At 63.9% G+C, this 16186-nt stretch carries 17 protein-coding genes; 6 read left to right on the top strand and 11 right to left on the bottom strand.

Annotation, left to right across the window (positions count from 1 at the left end; genetic code table 11):
- Positions 1 to 23: 23 nt before the first annotated feature.
- The gene (locus tag J4G32_RS10370) at positions 24 to 419 is read right to left on the bottom strand and encodes an NAD(P)-binding domain-containing protein (RefSeq protein WP_210490185.1); all 396 of its coding nucleotides are present in this window, start codon (positions 417 to 419) and stop codon (positions 24 to 26) included.
- Complete coding sequence (locus J4G32_RS10365) at positions 416 to 1339, bottom strand: SDR family NAD(P)-dependent oxidoreductase (RefSeq protein WP_210490175.1); 924 nt, start codon at positions 1337 to 1339, stop codon at positions 416 to 418. Before J4G32_RS10365 ends, J4G32_RS10370 begins: the two co-directional genes overlap by 4 nt.
- A 64-nt stretch (positions 1340 to 1403) precedes the next feature.
- On the opposite strand from J4G32_RS10365, the gene J4G32_RS10360 reads away from it, so the two are divergent.
- Positions 1404 to 2336 (top strand): LysR family transcriptional regulator, encoded by a 933-nt coding sequence (locus tag J4G32_RS10360; RefSeq protein WP_246504944.1) that lies wholly within the window; start codon positions 1404 to 1406, stop codon positions 2334 to 2336.
- A gap of 71 nt (positions 2337 to 2407) precedes the next feature.
- Here J4G32_RS10360 and J4G32_RS10355 read toward each other — a convergent pair whose 3' ends face one another.
- Positions 2408 to 3031, bottom strand: coding sequence for a TetR/AcrR family transcriptional regulator (locus tag J4G32_RS10355; protein WP_210490163.1), 624 nt, complete (start codon positions 3029 to 3031; stop codon positions 2408 to 2410).
- A 79-nt stretch (positions 3032 to 3110) separates the two neighbouring features.
- Here J4G32_RS10355 and J4G32_RS10350 point away from each other — a divergent pair, with 79 nt between their 5' ends.
- Positions 3111 to 4187, top strand: a complete 1077-nt coding sequence (locus J4G32_RS10350; protein ID WP_210490159.1) for an aldo/keto reductase — start codon at positions 3111 to 3113, stop codon at positions 4185 to 4187.
- 351 nt (positions 4188 to 4538) lie between these two features.
- On the opposite strand, the gene J4G32_RS10345 is transcribed toward J4G32_RS10350, so the two are convergent.
- Both J4G32_RS10345 and J4G32_RS10340 read right to left on the bottom strand, forming a co-directional pair.
- Positions 4539 to 5318 (bottom strand): SDR family oxidoreductase, encoded by a 780-nt coding sequence (locus J4G32_RS10345; protein ID WP_210491398.1) that lies wholly within the window; start codon positions 5316 to 5318, stop codon positions 4539 to 4541.
- A gap of 35 nt (positions 5319 to 5353) precedes the next feature.
- A complete protein-coding gene (locus tag J4G32_RS10340; RefSeq protein WP_210490146.1) occupies positions 5354 to 5683 on the bottom strand; it encodes a nuclear transport factor 2 family protein in 330 nt (109 codons plus the stop codon).
- A 140-nt stretch (positions 5684 to 5823) separates the two neighbouring features.
- Between J4G32_RS10340 and J4G32_RS10335 the strand changes: the two genes are divergently transcribed.
- Positions 5824 to 6723 carry a LysR family transcriptional regulator gene (locus J4G32_RS10335; RefSeq protein WP_210490134.1) on the top strand — a complete coding sequence of 300 codons (900 nt, stop codon included), beginning with the start codon at positions 5824 to 5826 and terminating at the stop codon, positions 6721 to 6723.
- Positions 6724 to 6843: 120 nt separating this feature from the next.
- Here the strand turns inward: J4G32_RS10335 and guaA are convergent, their stop codons facing one another.
- Positions 6844 to 8400, bottom strand: a complete 1557-nt coding sequence (gene guaA / locus J4G32_RS10330) for a glutamine-hydrolyzing GMP synthase (RefSeq protein ID WP_210490114.1) — start codon at positions 8398 to 8400, stop codon at positions 6844 to 6846.
- Between the two features lie 53 nt (positions 8401 to 8453).
- Positions 8454 to 9749, bottom strand: a complete 1296-nt coding sequence (locus J4G32_RS10325; RefSeq protein WP_210490095.1) for an RsmB/NOP family class I SAM-dependent RNA methyltransferase — start codon at positions 9747 to 9749, stop codon at positions 8454 to 8456.
- 122 nt (positions 9750 to 9871) lie between these two features.
- Between J4G32_RS10325 and J4G32_RS10320 the strand changes: the two genes are divergently transcribed.
- The gene (locus J4G32_RS10320; RefSeq protein ID WP_210490087.1) at positions 9872 to 10021 is read left to right on the top strand and encodes a hypothetical protein; all 150 of its coding nucleotides are present in this window, start codon (positions 9872 to 9874) and stop codon (positions 10019 to 10021) included.
- An 86-nt stretch (positions 10022 to 10107) separates the two neighbouring features.
- On the opposite strand, the gene J4G32_RS10315 is transcribed toward J4G32_RS10320, so the two are convergent.
- The gene (locus J4G32_RS10315) at positions 10108 to 10539 is read right to left on the bottom strand and encodes an MAPEG family protein (protein WP_210490076.1); all 432 of its coding nucleotides are present in this window, start codon (positions 10537 to 10539) and stop codon (positions 10108 to 10110) included.
- A gap of 71 nt (positions 10540 to 10610) precedes the next feature.
- Positions 10611 to 12101, bottom strand: a complete 1491-nt coding sequence (gene guaB / locus J4G32_RS10310; RefSeq protein WP_210490058.1) for an IMP dehydrogenase — start codon at positions 12099 to 12101, stop codon at positions 10611 to 10613.
- A gap of 177 nt (positions 12102 to 12278) precedes the next feature.
- Between guaB and J4G32_RS10305 the strand changes: the two genes are divergently transcribed.
- Entirely contained in the window at positions 12279 to 13712 is a 1434-nt protein-coding gene (locus tag J4G32_RS10305) for a DHA2 family efflux MFS transporter permease subunit (RefSeq protein ID WP_210490040.1), read from the top strand.
- A 42-nt stretch (positions 13713 to 13754) separates the two neighbouring features.
- Positions 13755 to 14609: a dienelactone hydrolase family protein gene (locus J4G32_RS10300; protein WP_210490026.1), complete on the top strand. Its 855-nt coding sequence runs from the start codon at positions 13755 to 13757 to the stop codon at positions 14607 to 14609.
- A 69-nt stretch (positions 14610 to 14678) separates the two neighbouring features.
- Here J4G32_RS10300 and J4G32_RS10295 read toward each other — a convergent pair whose 3' ends face one another.
- Positions 14679 to 15152 (bottom strand): VOC family protein, encoded by a 474-nt coding sequence (locus J4G32_RS10295; RefSeq protein ID WP_210490018.1) that lies wholly within the window; start codon positions 15150 to 15152, stop codon positions 14679 to 14681.
- A 34-nt stretch (positions 15153 to 15186) separates the two neighbouring features.
- Entirely contained in the window at positions 15187 to 16143 is a 957-nt protein-coding gene (locus tag J4G32_RS10290; RefSeq protein ID WP_210490007.1) for a Gfo/Idh/MocA family protein, read from the bottom strand.
- Positions 16144 to 16186: the final 43 nt, after the last annotated feature.

Below are 16186 nucleotides of genomic sequence, written 5' to 3'. Positions count from 1 at the left end.
AGCCTTGCCGCCGACGAAGCAGGTCAACGTCCCCTCGACCGCACCGGAGCGCCCCCACTGACCGGGGCATCGAGATAGCCGAGCCCCATTCGCGCAAGCGCCTCTGCGATCTGCATCGCGGCGCCGGGGTCACCGGTGGCGTGGTTGATGACGATGCCGCCGCCAGGAAGGGCGTTCGCCACGCCGTCCGCGAACAGCAGCTCCCTCAACTCCGCGTCCCCCGGAAGACACAGGCAGAGGATATCGACGCTGCGAGCGAGCGCCTGCGGATCACGGGCCCGCACAAACCGCACAGGGCCGAGTTCGGCATACGCGGCGTCGCGGCGCGCAAAGACGTGCAGGTCATGGCGCAATGCCAATGCCGCTGCCATCGGGGCGCCCTGATCGCCCAGCCCGATGAAACCCACGCGCCGCTTCATGCCACGCCTCCGATCATGGCGCTGGCCATGGACCACAGGCGATCCGCGTTCGCGGGATTCAGAGCGTAGGCTGCCACACCGGAGGCGCGGCCTTGGGGACGCTCGCTGACTGTTGCGACCTCATTGCAATCCTCGAAATAGCGGCCGGACACACCGTCGAGGAACGGCGAGGCTGCCAGCAGGACGGCGGTTGCCGCTCCCTGTTCTGGCGTCTTTCTGTACGCTTCAGGCGTGCGAAGTCCTCCCGTGTGGCGCTGGAGATTGGTTGCGATCGCGCCGGGATGGAGCGCGTTGGACGTGATCCCAGTCGCGGCCCATCGCTGCGCGATGGCGACCGACAGAAGGATGCACGCCGTCTTGGACTGGGCATAGGCGAGCAGAGGGTCGTACTGGACGAAGCGGAAATCAGGATCGTCCCACATCACGGGGCCGAAAAGACTGCCTGTCGAAGCAACGGAAACGACACGACCGCCGCGCTCCCTCAGCCATGGCTGAAGACCGCACGTCAGCGCGAAATGGCCAAGGAAGTTGGTGGCAAATTGCAACTCCCGCCCGTCCGGCGTGCGTTGCAGCTGCGGCAACGCCATGATCCCGGCATTATTGACGAGCGCGTCGATCGGCCTGTTCCATTCCGCGACGAACCGATGGACCGAAGCAAGGCTCGACAGGTCAAGCGCGCGGACCTCGACGTGCGGGTTGCCGGTCGTCTTGCGCAGTTCCGCCACGAGCGGCGCCGCTGCCTCGGCATCCCGGGCGGATACGATGACCGCAGCGCCTGCATTCGCGAGCGCTCGACCGATCTCCTTTCCGATTCCGCCACTGCCTCCGGTGATGATCACCGTCTTGCCGGACAGATCGACCCCCGCGAGGACATCATCGGCGGTTGAGCCGAATGCGAAAGGTGTTTGCAACGTTGCCATGTCCAATCCTCCAAAGTCTGGACCGGATGTAGCAAAAGGCCGGTGTTTCGATTAGGGAGACAAAATGGAACGCGATGATGAGACATTTCGCACAGTCGCGCGGCTAGCCCCCTCGGAACTGGCGGCATTCGATGCTGTCATGCGTCACGGCGGCTTTCGGGCGGCGGCGCGCGCCACCGGTGCCAGCCCATCCGCATTGAGCCACGCCGTCGCGGCGCTCGAACGACGGCTGGCGACACAGCTTGTTTTGCGAAGCACCCGTCATGTGTCTCTGACGGAGGCCGGGCGACGATTTCTTGACGCGCTCCGCCCCGCGCTCGACCAGTTGAGCGCGGCGGTCGCTGAGCTTGCGTCAAGCGATGCCGAACCGACCGGACTCATTCGCATCAATGCTTCCGTGGTCGCTGTCGAGCAGGTGATGGAAGCGCTTTTGATCCCTTTCATGCAGTCGGCGCCGGGCGTGCGGGTCGACATCCATGGGGAAGGCGCGCTTGTCGATATCGCCGAAGGTGGCTTCGACTGCGGCATCCGTTTGGCAGAACTCGTGCCCGACGATTGCGTCGCCATACCGATCGGGGCGGCGACGCAACAGCATATTGTCATCGGTTCGCCCACTTATCTTGAACATGCGCCTCATCTGGTCTCGCCCTCCGACTTGACGGCGCATCAGTGCATTCAGCTGCGCCTGGCGCCCGATGCCCTCTATCGGTGGGAATTCGCGAAAGACGGCGAAAGCTTCACGGTGCGGACTGTCGGCCGTCTCGTCGTGGGTTCAACCAAGTTGGCGCTCGCCGCTGCGGTCGGTGGTCTGGGCCTGGCCTATGTGACCCGCGCCTTGGCGGAAGAAGCCTTGCACAGCGCGCGGGTGGTGCAGGTCCTCGGGAGTTGGACACCGCCCTATCCCGGCCTCGCGCTCTACTACTCGCGGCATCGTCACATGAGCTCTGCAATGCAGGCGCTCGTCAGCTATCTGAGACGCGAGCGCACCAGCGCCTAACCGATGGGCGGCAACGAGCGGTCAATCCGGGACCATGAAGAGATGCTGATCCCGGATACACGCGGGCCGCCTCATTCTTGCGGCCACGCCGCCATTGTCGCGCCGACGATGGCGAGCAGGAAAGAGCGTGATGCTCCGTCACGCGCCAGCACCGACATTCCCTGAGCGACAGCCATAACGAGGCCAGCAAGCGCAGCTGCGTCGGTGGCAGCGGATAGTTTTCCGGTCGCCACATCGTTCCTGATTCTTGCCTCGAGGCAGGAAGCCATGGACTTCCGGATGTCGGCAATCGCGCCCTGAACCTCGCAGGCCGCGGCCGAACCGCTGGCGGTCGCGCTGGCGAGCAGACATCCCTTGGGGGTAGCGTCCCCTGTATAGATGACGGCGGCATTGGTCAGCATCGCGTTCGCAGCGTCATACGCGCTTGGCGCGCCTTGGATGTCGCGCGCCATCGCCTCAGGATCGCCTGCGTAGAGGCGTGCGGCTTCGAGAAACAACCGCTTCTTGTCGCCGAACGCGCTGTACAGGCTGGGTGCCGTCACCCCCATCGCCGTCGTGAGATCGACGATTGAGGTCGTCTCATAACCATGCCGCCAGAAGGTCAGCATCGCTTGTTCGAGCGCTGCGTCGCGGTCGAACGACAGCGGCCGTCCGGTCTTGCGGCGGGGGGGAGAACCGTCGTCTGGATTTTTCATAGTGATCACTCTGAAACAAATTGACTCGTCTCGAGCGGTCTATCATAATTTTCGTAACAAACACTATGAAAGCTGGCTCATGTCCCTCTCCGATTTCGTGACGCTTGGCCGGTCCGGCCTCGTCGTCAGCCCGCTTGCACTCGGGACAATGACCTTTGGCCCGGGCGACTGGGGTGCCGACGAAGCGACGTCCCGCGCAATTTTCAATGCATATCGGGAGGCAGGCGGCAATTTCGTCGACACCGCCGACATCTACGCGGGCGGCGAGAGCGAGACGTTGGTGGGCAGGTTCATCGCTGACAGTGGAAGCCGCGACGAGATCGTGCTGGCGACCAAGTTCGCGTTCAACGGCTCGGCGAACCCCCTCGCCGCGACCCAGGCCGGGCGCGGAAACCCCAATGCGGGCGGCGCGGGCGCGAAGAACATCCACCGCGCGCTCGACGCCTCGCTCAAGCGGCTGGGAACCGACTATGTCGATCTCTACTGGATGCATATCTGGGACGGCGTGACGCCGGTCGAGGAAATCGTCCAGACCCTTGGCGATCTCGTTCGTGCGGGCAAGATCCGCTATTATGGCCTGTCGGACATGCCTGCATGGATGGCCATGAAGGCAGCGACCATCGCCAGCGAACGCCGGGTTCCTGGCCCGATCGCGATGCAGCTCGAATATTCGTTGGTCGCGCGCGACGTGGAAGCGGAGCATTTCCCCGTGGCGCGCGAAGGCGCGATGGGGGTCATGCCGTGGAGCCCTCTCGCGGGTGGCTTCCTCACGGGCAAATATTCGCGCGGGAACACGGCGGACACCGGCCGATTGAGCGGCGCCAATCCATTCGGCAACAGCAAGTTCGTCGATCGAAACTGGGAGATTCTTGATGTATTGCAGGCCGTTGCAAGAGACCTCGATCGACCGGCCGCGCAGGTGGCGCTGGCCTGGACGTTGAGCCGCCCAGGCGTGACATCGACACTGATCGGCGCGAGCAGGCTGTCGCAGCTGGAAAGCAACATTGCTGCAGCAGAGATACGCATGACCGCCGAACAGATGCAGCGGCTCGACACCGCCAGCGCGCCAGTGCCAGGATTCAGCTCCTCGCTAACGCAGCCTTGGATTCGCCGCATGATCTTTGGCGGCCACGGTGTCGCTGGATGGGGAGAGTGACTGACGGGGAGTGCCGATCTCACGCCATTTCTTCGTTCAGCGACTCAGAGAATGGACCGTGTCAGCCACTCCCGTCGGTCGCATTCTGGCAATGCCCAGATGTCTACCAGTCCACAAACGATGTCTCAGAAATCCCGTGAAAACCACGCGTTTGCTCACGAAGGCGACGTCGGGAATGATCCTCAGCAGATCGCTCGTCCTTTAAACGCCCTAGGATTGTGGCGCATCTGAAATGCGCGATCATTCCGGCCACCTCCCTTCCCGGCCAGAACACCTCCCCCGTCCTCGTCGCGGCGAGCGCCCATTCGCTTCTGCCTGAGACGCTCTTGTCCATGCCTCCGATTGGGTTGTTCACACGGTCGGCACGGTTCCGCCGTCGATGACATATTCCGACCCCGTGATGGTGCCTGCGCGATCGGATGCCAGGAAGGCGATAAGGCTTGCCACTTCCTCCGGCTTCGAGGGGCGACCTATCGGTATCCCGCCAAGCGAATCCATGATCATTCTCTTGCCTTGCTCGACGTCACCGCCATGGTCCGCCGCCAGCCGCGTCGCCAGCTGAACGGACGCCTCGGTTTCGATCCAGCCGGGGGACACGCGAACGACGCGGACGCCGTGGGGCGATACCTGCTTTGAAAGGCTCTTGCTGTATGTCGACAGAGCCGCCTTTGCTGCAGCATAGGCCGTCGTCGCCTCGGGCAGAGGCAGTTGACGTTGAATGGATGTCACGTGGATGACGACGCCAGATCCGCGCGACACCATATCTGGAACGAGTTCGCGATCCAGGCGGACCGCCGGCATGAGATTGAGATCAAGTTCCTTGCGCCAAATCGCATCGGTCAAAGCCTCGAAACCGCCGCTGGGGGCAGAAGAGCCGCCCAACATATGGACGATGATGTCCACGCCTCCCAAACGCTCCCGCACGGCGGCGGCCAATGCGGCGCAGCCATCGGTGCTGGTCAGATCGGCGGCGACGAACAGCGAGTCAGGCAAGTCGGCGGGCTGGGTACGGGCGGTTGTCACAATCTGTGCGCCGAGGTCACGAAAGAGGGCAAACGTCGCCGCTCCGGCACCGCGCGTGCCGGACGTGATCAACGCCCGTTTCCCCTTCAAGTTCATGAACGGGATGATACCGGCGTCCTGCTTCGCGCTCTGGATATCCGCTCTCATGGCGTGATCTCCAACGCCGCGATCTTCTCGCCTTCCAGAACGAAGGCGTAGCGAAGATCGACAGGGCTGCCGGGAAAATCGCCGACGACATGGCTCGTGACGACCGTCCGATCGCCCTCACGCGCGATCGAGAAGGGCTCGACGGTGTAGGTATATTTTTGCGAGGCACCCGCCTTCCATTGTCGGATCGCGCTGCGACCGGTGTAGGTACTCCCCTCGTCTCGAACCACCGCGTCGTCGGTGAAGTATCGGGAAAGAGCGTCAGCAGCTTGCTCTCTGTCCGCAGCGAAATACGCGGCAACTGTTTTGGGGAGTTCGACAGCCATCGTTATTCTCCATCGTGAGTTTGTTCGGATTGGCGGATCGTCAGCAACGATCTGCCCGCGACCCTCACCCCAAATTAGAGATGGACGTCAGCGTTGATAATCAGGATAAATCGCGATGAAACGTTGCGAAAAGCAGGACAATGAGCGGACATAACTTGATCGCGTTCGATTCCGTTCTCGCAATTGCGCGCAGGGGCTCGTTCCGGGCGGCAGCCCTCGATCTGGAAATGTCGACGACCGCGCTCAGCAACGCCATTGGCAAGCTGGAGCGCCAGCTAGGAGTCCGCTTATTCAACCGGACGACCCGAAGCGTCTCGCTGACGGATGCCGGACGTAACTTCGTCGATAAGATCGGTCCTGCGCTGCAAGATCTGCACGATGCAATGGAAGGCGCGCGTTCGCAGCAGGAAACGCCATCGGGAACGCTGCGGATAAATGCGTATGCAACCGCCGCGCGTGAGATACTGGCGCCGCTTCTGCTTCGTTTCCTGCGACGACACCCCAAGGTGCATATCGATCTCGTCACCGAGGGCCGGCTTGTCGACATCATCGCGGATGGCTTTGACATCGGCATCCGGAACGCGGATCTCGTCCCCAGCGACATGATCGCGATCCCGCTGGGGCATCCCCGTCGTTATGCGGCAGTCGCCTCCCCGGCTTACTTCCAGAGCAACGACAGACCGCGCGTGCCTCCCGACCTTGCTGATCACTCCTGCGTACGCGTCCGGCTGCCAAATGGAGCACTTTACCGATGGCATTTCGAAAAGGACGGGCAACCGATCCTTATCGACGTTCACGGAGCGATCACGCTCGATGAGGCCAGCCTTTCGCGAATAGCCGTACTGGACGATTTCGGCATTGGTTTCTTCATGGAATCGGACGTTCGCGACGACATTGCGACGGGGCGTCTCGTGCGCGTCCTGGAAGACTGGACGCCGCCACTTGCGCCACTGTGCCTTTACTACCCGAGCCGACGCAATCCCTCGGCAGCGTTTCGAGCCTTCATCGACCTTGCTCGCGACTTCGCCAATCAAGGATAGCGAATGGCGCCATGTGCCGAGGCGAGTGTCCGAATCGCCTCTCTCCTACCGCGTTCCACCAGCAGCGAAGCGATTTCGAGACCGTTTATTGCCGCTGAACACAGCCATTTCCAGTGACCCTCACTCCCACTCGATCGTCCCCGGCGGCTTTGATGTGATGTCGTAGGTGACCCGGTTGATGCCCTTGACTTCGTTGATGATCCGGGTGGCGACGCGGCCGAGGAAGGACATCTCGAAGGGGTAGAAATCGGCCGTCATGCCGTCGACGGAGGTGACGGCGCGCAGCGCACAGACGAAATCATAGGTGCGGCCGTCGCCCATGACGCCCACGGTCTTCACCGGCAGCAGCACGGCGAAGGCCTGCCAGATGTCGTCGTAGAGGCCGGCCTTGCGGATCTCGTCGAGATAGACCGTGTCGGCCTTGCGCAGGATGTCGAGCTTTTCGCGGGTGATCTCGCCCGGCAGGCGGATGGCGAGGCCCGGGCCGGGGAACGGATGGCGGCCGACGAAGGCTTGTGGCAGGCCGAGTTCCCGGCCGAGCTTGCGGACCTCGTCCTTGAACAGCTCGCGCAGGGGCTCCACGAGCTTCATGTTCATGCGCTCGGGCAGGCCGCCCACATTGTGGTGGCTCTTGATGGTCACCGAGGGGCCGCCTGTAAACGAGACGCTTTCGATCACATCCGGATAGAGCGTGCCCTGGGCGAGGAAATCGGCGCCGCCGATCTTGCGCGCCTCCTCCTCGAACACGTCGATGAAGAGCTTGCCGATGGTCTTGCGCTTCACCTCCGGATCGGACACGCCCTCGAGCGCGCCGATGAACAGGTCCTGCGCCTGCACATGCACCAGCGGGATGTTGTAGGAATCGCGGAACAGGGTGACGACCTGCTCGGCCTCCGACTCGCGCATCAGGCCGTGATCGACGAACACACACGTGAGCTGGTCGCCGATCGCTTCGTGGATCAGCACAGCGGCGACGGCCGAATCCACGCCGCCCGACAGGCCGCAGATCACGCGGCCCTTGCCGACCTGCTCGCGGATGCGCGCAATCGACTCGTCGCGGAACGCCTTCATGGTCCAGTCGCCGCGGCAGCCGGCAATGTCGCGCACGAAATTGCGGATCAGCTTTTCGCCTTGCGGGGTATGGACAACCTCCGGGTGGAACTGCACGCCGTAGAACTTGCGCGCCTCGTCGGCCACGACCGCGAAAGGCGCGTTGTCCGACACCGCCAGCGTCTTGAAACCCTCGGGCAGCCGGGTGACCCGGTCGCCGTGGCTCATCCAGACCGGATGCTTCTCGCCCACATGCCAGACGCCCTTGAAGAGCGGGCTGTCGGCGGTGATCTCGATTTCGGCCCGGCCGAATTCCGCATGGTGGCCGCCCTCGACCTCGCCGCCGAGCTGGTCCGCCATCGCCTGCTGGCCGTAGCAGATGCCGAACACGGGGACATCGGCGTCGAACAGCGCATGCGGCGCGCGGGGCGAGGCGTCGGTGGTGACCGATTCCGGTCCGCCGGAGAGGATGACCGCCTTCGGCTTCATCTCACGAAAAGCCGCTTCGGCCTTCTGAAACGGCACCACCTCGCAATAGACCCCGTCCTCCCGCACGCGGCGGGCGATGAGCTGGGTCACCTGGGAGCCGAAATCGACGATGAGGATCTTGTCGTGGGTCTGGGTCATGGCAACGTCTCTACGGCTGTGGCGTCTTTTCGGCAAGAATGGGTCAAGGCGGTTCAGGTTTTTCGCAGCATGGCCACGTAGAACCCATCCGTCCCGGTCTTAAGCGGCGTCATCTGGAGACCATGGGTCGTCCGGCGGATGACCGGGGCAAGGTGCTCGAGGCCTGCGGCCTTCAGCATGTCGTCGACAGGGACAGCCGCAAAACCGGGCGTGCGGTCGAGGAAGGCGCTGACCGCGCCGTCGTTCTCTTCCGGCAGGATCGAGCAGGTGATGTAGAGCACCCGGCCTCCGGATTTGACCAGGGCCCCTGCCCGGTCGAGCACGATCGCCTGCTCGTTGCGCCGCACATCGAGGCTGCCGGGACGCAGACGCCACTTGGCGTCCGGGTTGCGACGCCAGGTGCCGATGCCGGTGCAGGGCGCATCGACCACGACGCAGTCGATCTTGCCGTCGAGATCGGCCACCGCATCGGCCTTGGCCCGCGGTGTCCGGATCTGGACGTTGCGCACGCCCGCCCGAGTCACCCGCTCGTGGATGGGCGCCAGCCGCCGGGCATCCGAATCGGTGGCGTAGAGCTGGCCGTGATTGTTCATGATCGCTGCGAGCGCCAGGGTCTTGCCGCCGCCGCCGGCGCAGAGATCGACCACCTGCTCGTCCGGCTGTACGCCCGAGAGCTGGGCTGCGAGCTGCGAGCCCTCGTCCTGGATCTCGATCCAGCCCTTGATGAATTCCGGCTCGGACTGGACAGCGGGTCCCCGCCCGTCCTCACCCGGCTGAATCCGTAATCCCCAGGCCGACAGGGGCGTCTCGACCGCACCGAGATGGGGCAGCATGTCATGGGCCTCGGAGCGAGCCGTGACTTTCAGGGCGTTCACCCGCAGGTCGAGGGGCGCCCGCGCGGTCAGCGCCTGCATCTCGGGCACGAGATCGTCGCCGAAGACGCTGCGGAGCGAAGGTTCGATCCAGTCCGGAAAATCCCCCGCGATGGCGGCCGGCGCCTTGCTCAGATCCGCGCCCTCGATGCGGGCGCGTTCCTCGCCGGTTGGCGGTTCGGCCGCAAAGCGCTCGCCGGAGAACAGCCGGGAAATGTCTGCGAAGGACAAACGGCGCTGCAGCACCAGCATGCCCAGCACCACGCCGCGCGGGGTAGCGTCGTCCATGATCCAGGCGGCCGAGGCCTTGCGGCGAAGGGAATCGTAGACAAGGCTGGCGATGGCTGCCCGGTCCTTGGACCCGGCAAAGCGATGCGACAGGCCCCAATCCTTGAGGGCGTCGGTCGCCGGGCGGCGGCGGGTTTCGATATCGCCCAGAACCTCGATGGCGGCGGAGATGCGTGCTGCAGGTGTCATCGGAACATCACACTCGGCCCTGGTCGTACAATAGACACATTATATCCTAGCTTCTGTCGCGATCCGGATCGTAGTTTCAGACGCGTGCATGTCGCACGTGGTCCTTCCGGAGCCATATCACAATGCTGACTGTCCTGACGCGTCTTGCCGCCGTGGTGCTCACTGTGGCGGTTGCCGCCTGCGCCACCACACCGCCGCCCGCTGACTTTTCGGCTCCGCCGCGCAAACAGACGGACGCCAAGACGCAGCTCGAGAGCGGAAGACGGACCTAGCCGCTTTCGCCCTGTCAGTGCAACCGACCCGAACCGAACCGGCCGGCTGGCCCTGCAAGGCCCGCCATGCCGGTTCGGAAAGGGTCTTAAATGCCCGCCTCGGCGGCGATGATGCGCATGGCAAACATGATCCACATGAGCGCCAGGATCAGCGCGCCGATCAGGAACACCATGAAACGCTGCTGCACCTTGTTGGAGGTGACGTGGACGAAGGCATGAACCAGCCGCGTCACCACGAAGATCCAGGACATCACCACGAAAACCAGATCGGCCTTCCGCGTGATGATCGCCAGCGCCACGAGGATCAGGAAGAGCACCGGCAGCTCGAACTGGTTGCCATAAGCGTTCGAGATCTGCTGCGTGCGGGTGGGCCATGAGCCGTTGTTCAGCGCGATCTCGCCGATCGCGACGTCGCCGCGTCGCAGATGTCCGATGCGGGAGCGGCCCATTCCGATCATCAGCACGAAGATCAGGGCGACCTGCACGAAGACCGGCAGAAGGATGGCTGTGATGGTCATGAGGGCACTTTCGGGCAAAAATGGGCGACAGGTCCGGCCGGGGCCGCGCCTGTCACGGGGTCAGGCTGAACTCACGAACGCCCGGGGTAATTGGGGCTTTCCCGGGTGATGGTGACATCGTGCACGTGGCTTTCGCGCAGGCCCGCATTGGTGATGCGGATGAACTGCGCCTTCGCGTGAAACTCGGCGAGATCCGCGGCGCCCACATAGCCCATGGAGGCGCGAAGGCCGCCTGAGAGCTGGTGCAGGACGCCGGAGACCGGGCCCTTGTAGGCCACCTGTCCCTCGATTCCTTCCGGGACGAGTTTCAGGGTGTCGCGCACCTCCGCCTGGAAGTAGCGATCGGCGGAGCCGCGCGCCATGGCGCCCACCGATCCCATGCCGCGATAGGATTTGTAGGACCTTCCCTGGTAGAGGAAGACGTCGCCGGGGGTCTCGTCCGTTCCCGCGAGCAGCGATCCCACCATGGCGCAGGAGGCGCCGGCCGCGATCGCCTTGGCGAGGTCGCCGGAGAACTTGATGCCGCCATCGGCGATGACGGGGATGCCCGCCTCCACGGCGGCCTCGACCGCCTCCATGATGGCGGTGAGCTGCGGAACGCCGACGCCGGCGACGATGCGGGTGGTGCAGATCGAGCCCGGACCGATGCCGACCTTGACCGCGTCCGCCCCAGCATCGATGAGCGCCTTGGCGCCTTCCCGGGTCGCGACGTTGCCGGCGATGACCTGAACGGCGTTCGACAGCTTCTTCGCCCGTGTCACACTTTCCAGCACCCGCACGGAATGCCCGTGGGCCGTATCCACGACGATGACATCGCAGCCCGCATCGATCAGACGCTCGGAGCGCTCGAACCCCTGCTCGCCGGTGGTCGTCGCGGCAGCGACCCGCAGCCGACCTTGCGAATCCTTGGCGGCGTTGGGATGGGCGACCTGCTTCTCGATATCCTTGACGGTGATCAAGCCGATGCAGCGGTAATGATCGTCGACGACGAGCAGCTTCTCGATGCGGAACTGGTGCAGCAGCCGGCGGGCCTCGTCCTGGTTGACCCCCTCCCGGACGGTGATCAGCCGATCCTTGGTCATGAGTTCGGAGACGGGCTGTGCCGTGTTGTTGGCAAACCGGACATCCCGGTTGGTCAGGATGCCCACGAGCTTGCCATTGGAGCCCGCAGGACCGCGCTCGACGACGGGAATGCCCGAAATGCCGTGATGCTTCATCAGGGCGAACGCGTCGGCCAGGGTCTCGTCCGGGTGGATGGTGATGGGGTTCATCACCATGCCCGACTCGTAGCGCTTGACCAGACGCACCTGCTCGGCCTGCGCGTCCGGCTCGAGATTGCGGTGGATGACGCCGATGCCGCCGTGCTGGGCCATGGCGATGGCCATCTTGCCCTCCGTCACCGTATCCATGGCGGACGCAATGATCGGGAGGTTGAGGGAAATCGTCTTGGTGAGCTGCGTGGCGATGTTCACGTCGCTTGGCAGAACTTCGGAGCGGCCGGGCCGCAACAGGACGTCATCGAAGGTCAGTCCTTCGATGAGCTGATCGATAATGCGGGCCATGGCCAACTCCTGGAACAAGTGGTGAACGTGCCGAGCGTGGCTGCGGCATCGAGTTGGCGAGGGTCCGTAGCACGGGCGTCCGGTTTCTCAAAGCGTTCCCGCAAGCAATGACCGAAGACCTGCCGTGCGTCCGATTTGGTTTGCAACTTCGCCGCAGGGCGCTAAATCCAGAGAGTCATGCGACCCTCCCGCCTTCTGCCCCTGATTATCGCGACCGCGCTCTTTATGGAGAACACGGATTCGACGGTCATCGCGACCTCGTTGCCGATGATCGCCATGGATATCGGTGTCGAGCCGATCGCCCTGAAGCTCGCGTTGACTTCCTACCTCGTGGGCCTTGCCATCTTCATCCCGGTCTCCGGCTGGATGGCCGACCGCTTTGGCGCCAAGACGATTTTTACGGCAGCGCTCGGCGTGTTCATGGCGGGCTCCCTCTCCTGCGCATGGGCGAACTCCCTTGAGGGTTTCGTGTTCGCCCGGTTTGTCCAGGGGATGGGCGGCGCCATGATGGTGCCGGTCGGACGTTTGGTGCTGCTGCGCAGCATTCCGCGCAACGAGATCGTCCAGGCGCTGGCGACATTGACGATCCCGGCCACCATCGGGCCGATTTTCGGGCCGGTGCTCGGCGGTTTCATCACCACCTATTTCGACTGGCGCTGGATCTTCTTCATCAACATTCCCATCGGCATCCTCGGGATATTCCTGTCGATCCGGTTCATTCCCAACATCAAGGAAGAGCAGATCCCGCCACTCGACATTGTCGGGTTCCTGCTGTCGGGCATGGGCCTCGCGCTGCTGATGATGGGGTTTGCCTCGGGCGGTCACCTGGTACCGCTGCGGGTGTCCATCGCCTGCGTGCTTCTCGGCACGCTCTGCATCGTGCTTTTCGTGCTCCATGCACGACGAACTCCCCATCCGGTGATGAAGCTCGGGTTGTTCCGGCTGCCGACGTTCCGTGCCAGCATCATCGGCGGCTCGATGTTCCGGGTCGGAATCGGGGCTATTCCGTTCCTGCTGCCTCTCTTGCTGCAGATCGGCTTCGGCCTCTCGCCTCTCGCCTCCGGTTCGCTGACTTTCATCTCGGCCGTCGGGGCCCTGTTCACCAAGACCCTCGCCAAGCGGGTGCTCGAACTCACCGGGTTCCGCCGCCTGCTGATCGTCAACTCGCTCATCGGCGCGGCCTTCATCGCCATCAACGGCCTGTTCACCCCCATGACGCCCCATTGGGCGATCATGCTCCTGCTGTTCGCCGGCGGGTGTTTCCGGTCCATGCAATTCACCAGCCTGAACGCCATTGCGTATGCGGACGTGTCGCAACGCGACATGAGTTCGGCCACCAGCCTGTCCAGCGTGGCGCAGCAGGTTTCGTTAAGCACCGGGGTGGCGATTGGTGCTGCGGCGCTCGAGACGTCCGTCTGGATGCGAGGCGCCGGCACCATGGGCGTGCCGGATTTCGCCGTCGCCTTCTGGTCGGTTGCGATCATCGCCGCCCTCTCCTCGCTGGTCTTCCTCAAGCTTCCGCCCGATGCGGGGGCCGAGATGTCCGGTCACCGGGCCTTTCCGCGTCCGCAGCCGTCCTCAGGGATGGAAACAGGTGTGGAACCGCGCTGAACTTGCCCTATCTTGTGGGCTGGCAATGCAGAAAGAGCCCCCATGGATAGACGCATCATCGACCTCTACGACGACTTCACCCATGGCGGCATGAACCGCCGCACCTTCATCGACCGGCTTGCTTCGCTGGCAGGCTCCACCGCCGCAGCGACCGCCCTGCTGCCGATGCTGCAGAACAACTACGCGCAGGCCCAGACCATCGCCGAGACCGACCCGCGCATCGTTGCCGAGATGGTCGACATCCCCGGCGCGCCGGGCCTCAAGGGCTATCTCGTCAAGCCGAAAACCGGCGGCAAACTGCCCGCCGTCATCGTCATTCACGAAAACCGCGGTCTCAATCCGCACATCAAGGACGTCACCCGCCACATGGCGGCCGAGGGATTCCTGGCGCTGGGGCTCGATTACCTCAGTCCGATGGGCGGCACGCCTGCCGACGAGGATAAGGGCCGCGACATGATCGGGACATTGAAGCAGCCCGACGTGCTGGCCTATGGCCGCGCGGCCGTGGCTTATCTCAAGGGATTGCCGGACAGCAACGGCAAGGTCGGGGCGATGGGCTTCTGCTGGGGTGGCGGCGCGGTCAACGCGCTGGCCGTGGCGGAGCCCGACCTCGCGGCCGGCATCGCCTATTACGGCGGACAGCCCAAGGCCGAAGATGTGCCCAAGATCAAGGCGGCCATGATGCTGCATTATGGCGGCCTCGACCAGCGCATCAATGCGGGCATTCCCGCCTACGAGGCAGCGCTGAAACAGGGCGGCAAGACCTACGAGATCTTCGTCTACGAGGGCGTGGACCACGCCTTCAACAACGACACGAACGCCGCCCGTTTCGACAAGACGGCCTCGGATCTGGCCTGGAGCCGGACGGTCGCGTTCCTGAAGAAGCAACTTGCCTGAAGAAGCAACTTGCCTGACGACGAGGGCCGCCGCCGGCGGCCCTTTTTTCGTTAAAGGGGGGTGGGTCGGTCAGCCGCGCCGTGCCGCCTGGATGGCCGCGACGTCGATTTTCGTCATGGTCATCATGGCTTCAAAGGCGCGCTTGGCTTCATCGCCGCCGGCCGCAATACCCTCGGTGAGCACCCGCGGCGTGATCTGCCAGGAAATGCCCCACCGGTCCTTGCACCAGCCGCACGCGCTTTCCTGGCCGCCATTGCCCACGATGGCGTTCCAATAAAGATCGGTCTCGGCCTGATCGTCGGTGGCGATCTGGAACGAAAAGGCCTCGGTGTGCGTGATGGCTGGACCGCCGTTGAGGCCGAGGCAGGCGACACCCGCCACCGTGAACTCGACGGTGAGCACGTCGCCCGCCTTGCCCGACGGGTAGTCACCGGGCGCCCGGTGGATTGCTGTCACGAAGCTGTCGGGAAACGTCTCGGCGTAAAAGCGGGCAGCGGCCTCGGCGTCCTTGTCGTACCAGACGCAAATCGTGTTCTTCGCCATCTCGTTTCCTTTCGCGATGCGGCAAATCCCTGGACTACCCTGCCTTGGGGGGTGTCGCGTCCGTGAAGGGATCGACGCTTAACCGGCGGCCGATCATGAACGCGTCGGCCACGAGCCGGAACGGGATGTCGTCGACTTCGGACTGACCTTTTGACAGAAGGGCGTCGAATTGCCGGTAGACACCCTCATACTCCGCCGAGGCCTCGTCGAGGACAACCTTGCCGTCGATCTCAAGGCAACTTCCGCCCTTCGTCAGCAGAAGACGCGTACCCGCCACCGTCTCGATTTCGATGTCCCAGATCTGCGTTCCGGTCTCCCGCCAGTCGAACACGGCCTGGAGGTCCGCGTCCGCGCGAGACGACGAAAAGGTCAACGCGGCGGCGATCGGCGCATCGCGGTTGCTCGGAAATTCCAGTGTCGCCTGCCGCACGAAGATCGGGTCAGGGGCGATGCGGCTGAGGATCGACAGGGCATTGATGCCCGGGTCGAACACGCCGAAGCCGCCCGCCTGCCAGATCCATTCCTGTCCCGGATGCCAGTGCCGCACATCCTCCTTCCAGGTGATCCTCAGGCGTTTGATGGACTGCCCGGCCAAGGCCTTGGCGGCCGCTGTGACCCCCGCATTGTGCTGGGCATGCCAGGCGGTGAAGAGGGTCTTGTTCGCCTTTCCGGCAATCCCCTTCAGGTCTTCCAGTTCGCTCAAGGTCGCGGCGGGGGGCTTCTCCAGCAGCGCGCTCTTGCCAGCGAGCAACGCCTGCTTGGCGATGTCGTGGCGGACCTGCGGCGGCGTGCAGATTGCGACCGCATCGAGATCCGGCAGCTTCAGCATCTCACGGTAATCGGTGAACGTGTATTTGGCGTCCTCAGGCGACAGGCCGCGTTGGCTCGACACCGCGAGCAGCTCGAAATCAGGATTGGCGCGGATCGCCGGCAGATGCTGATCCTGCGCGATTTTGCCAAACCCGATGATGCCGATGCGATGCGGAGCCATGGCGTATGTCCTTGGTCGGCGGAAAATTCCGCTTGTCGGCGAG

It is taken from the genome of Microvirga antarctica (assembly GCF_017921815.1).
In the GTDB taxonomy this organism is placed as follows: domain Bacteria; phylum Pseudomonadota; class Alphaproteobacteria; order Rhizobiales; family Beijerinckiaceae; genus Microvirga; species Microvirga antarctica.
Note: the sequence above shows the minus strand (reverse complement) of the source record. Positions and strands in the feature narration are given on the sequence as shown.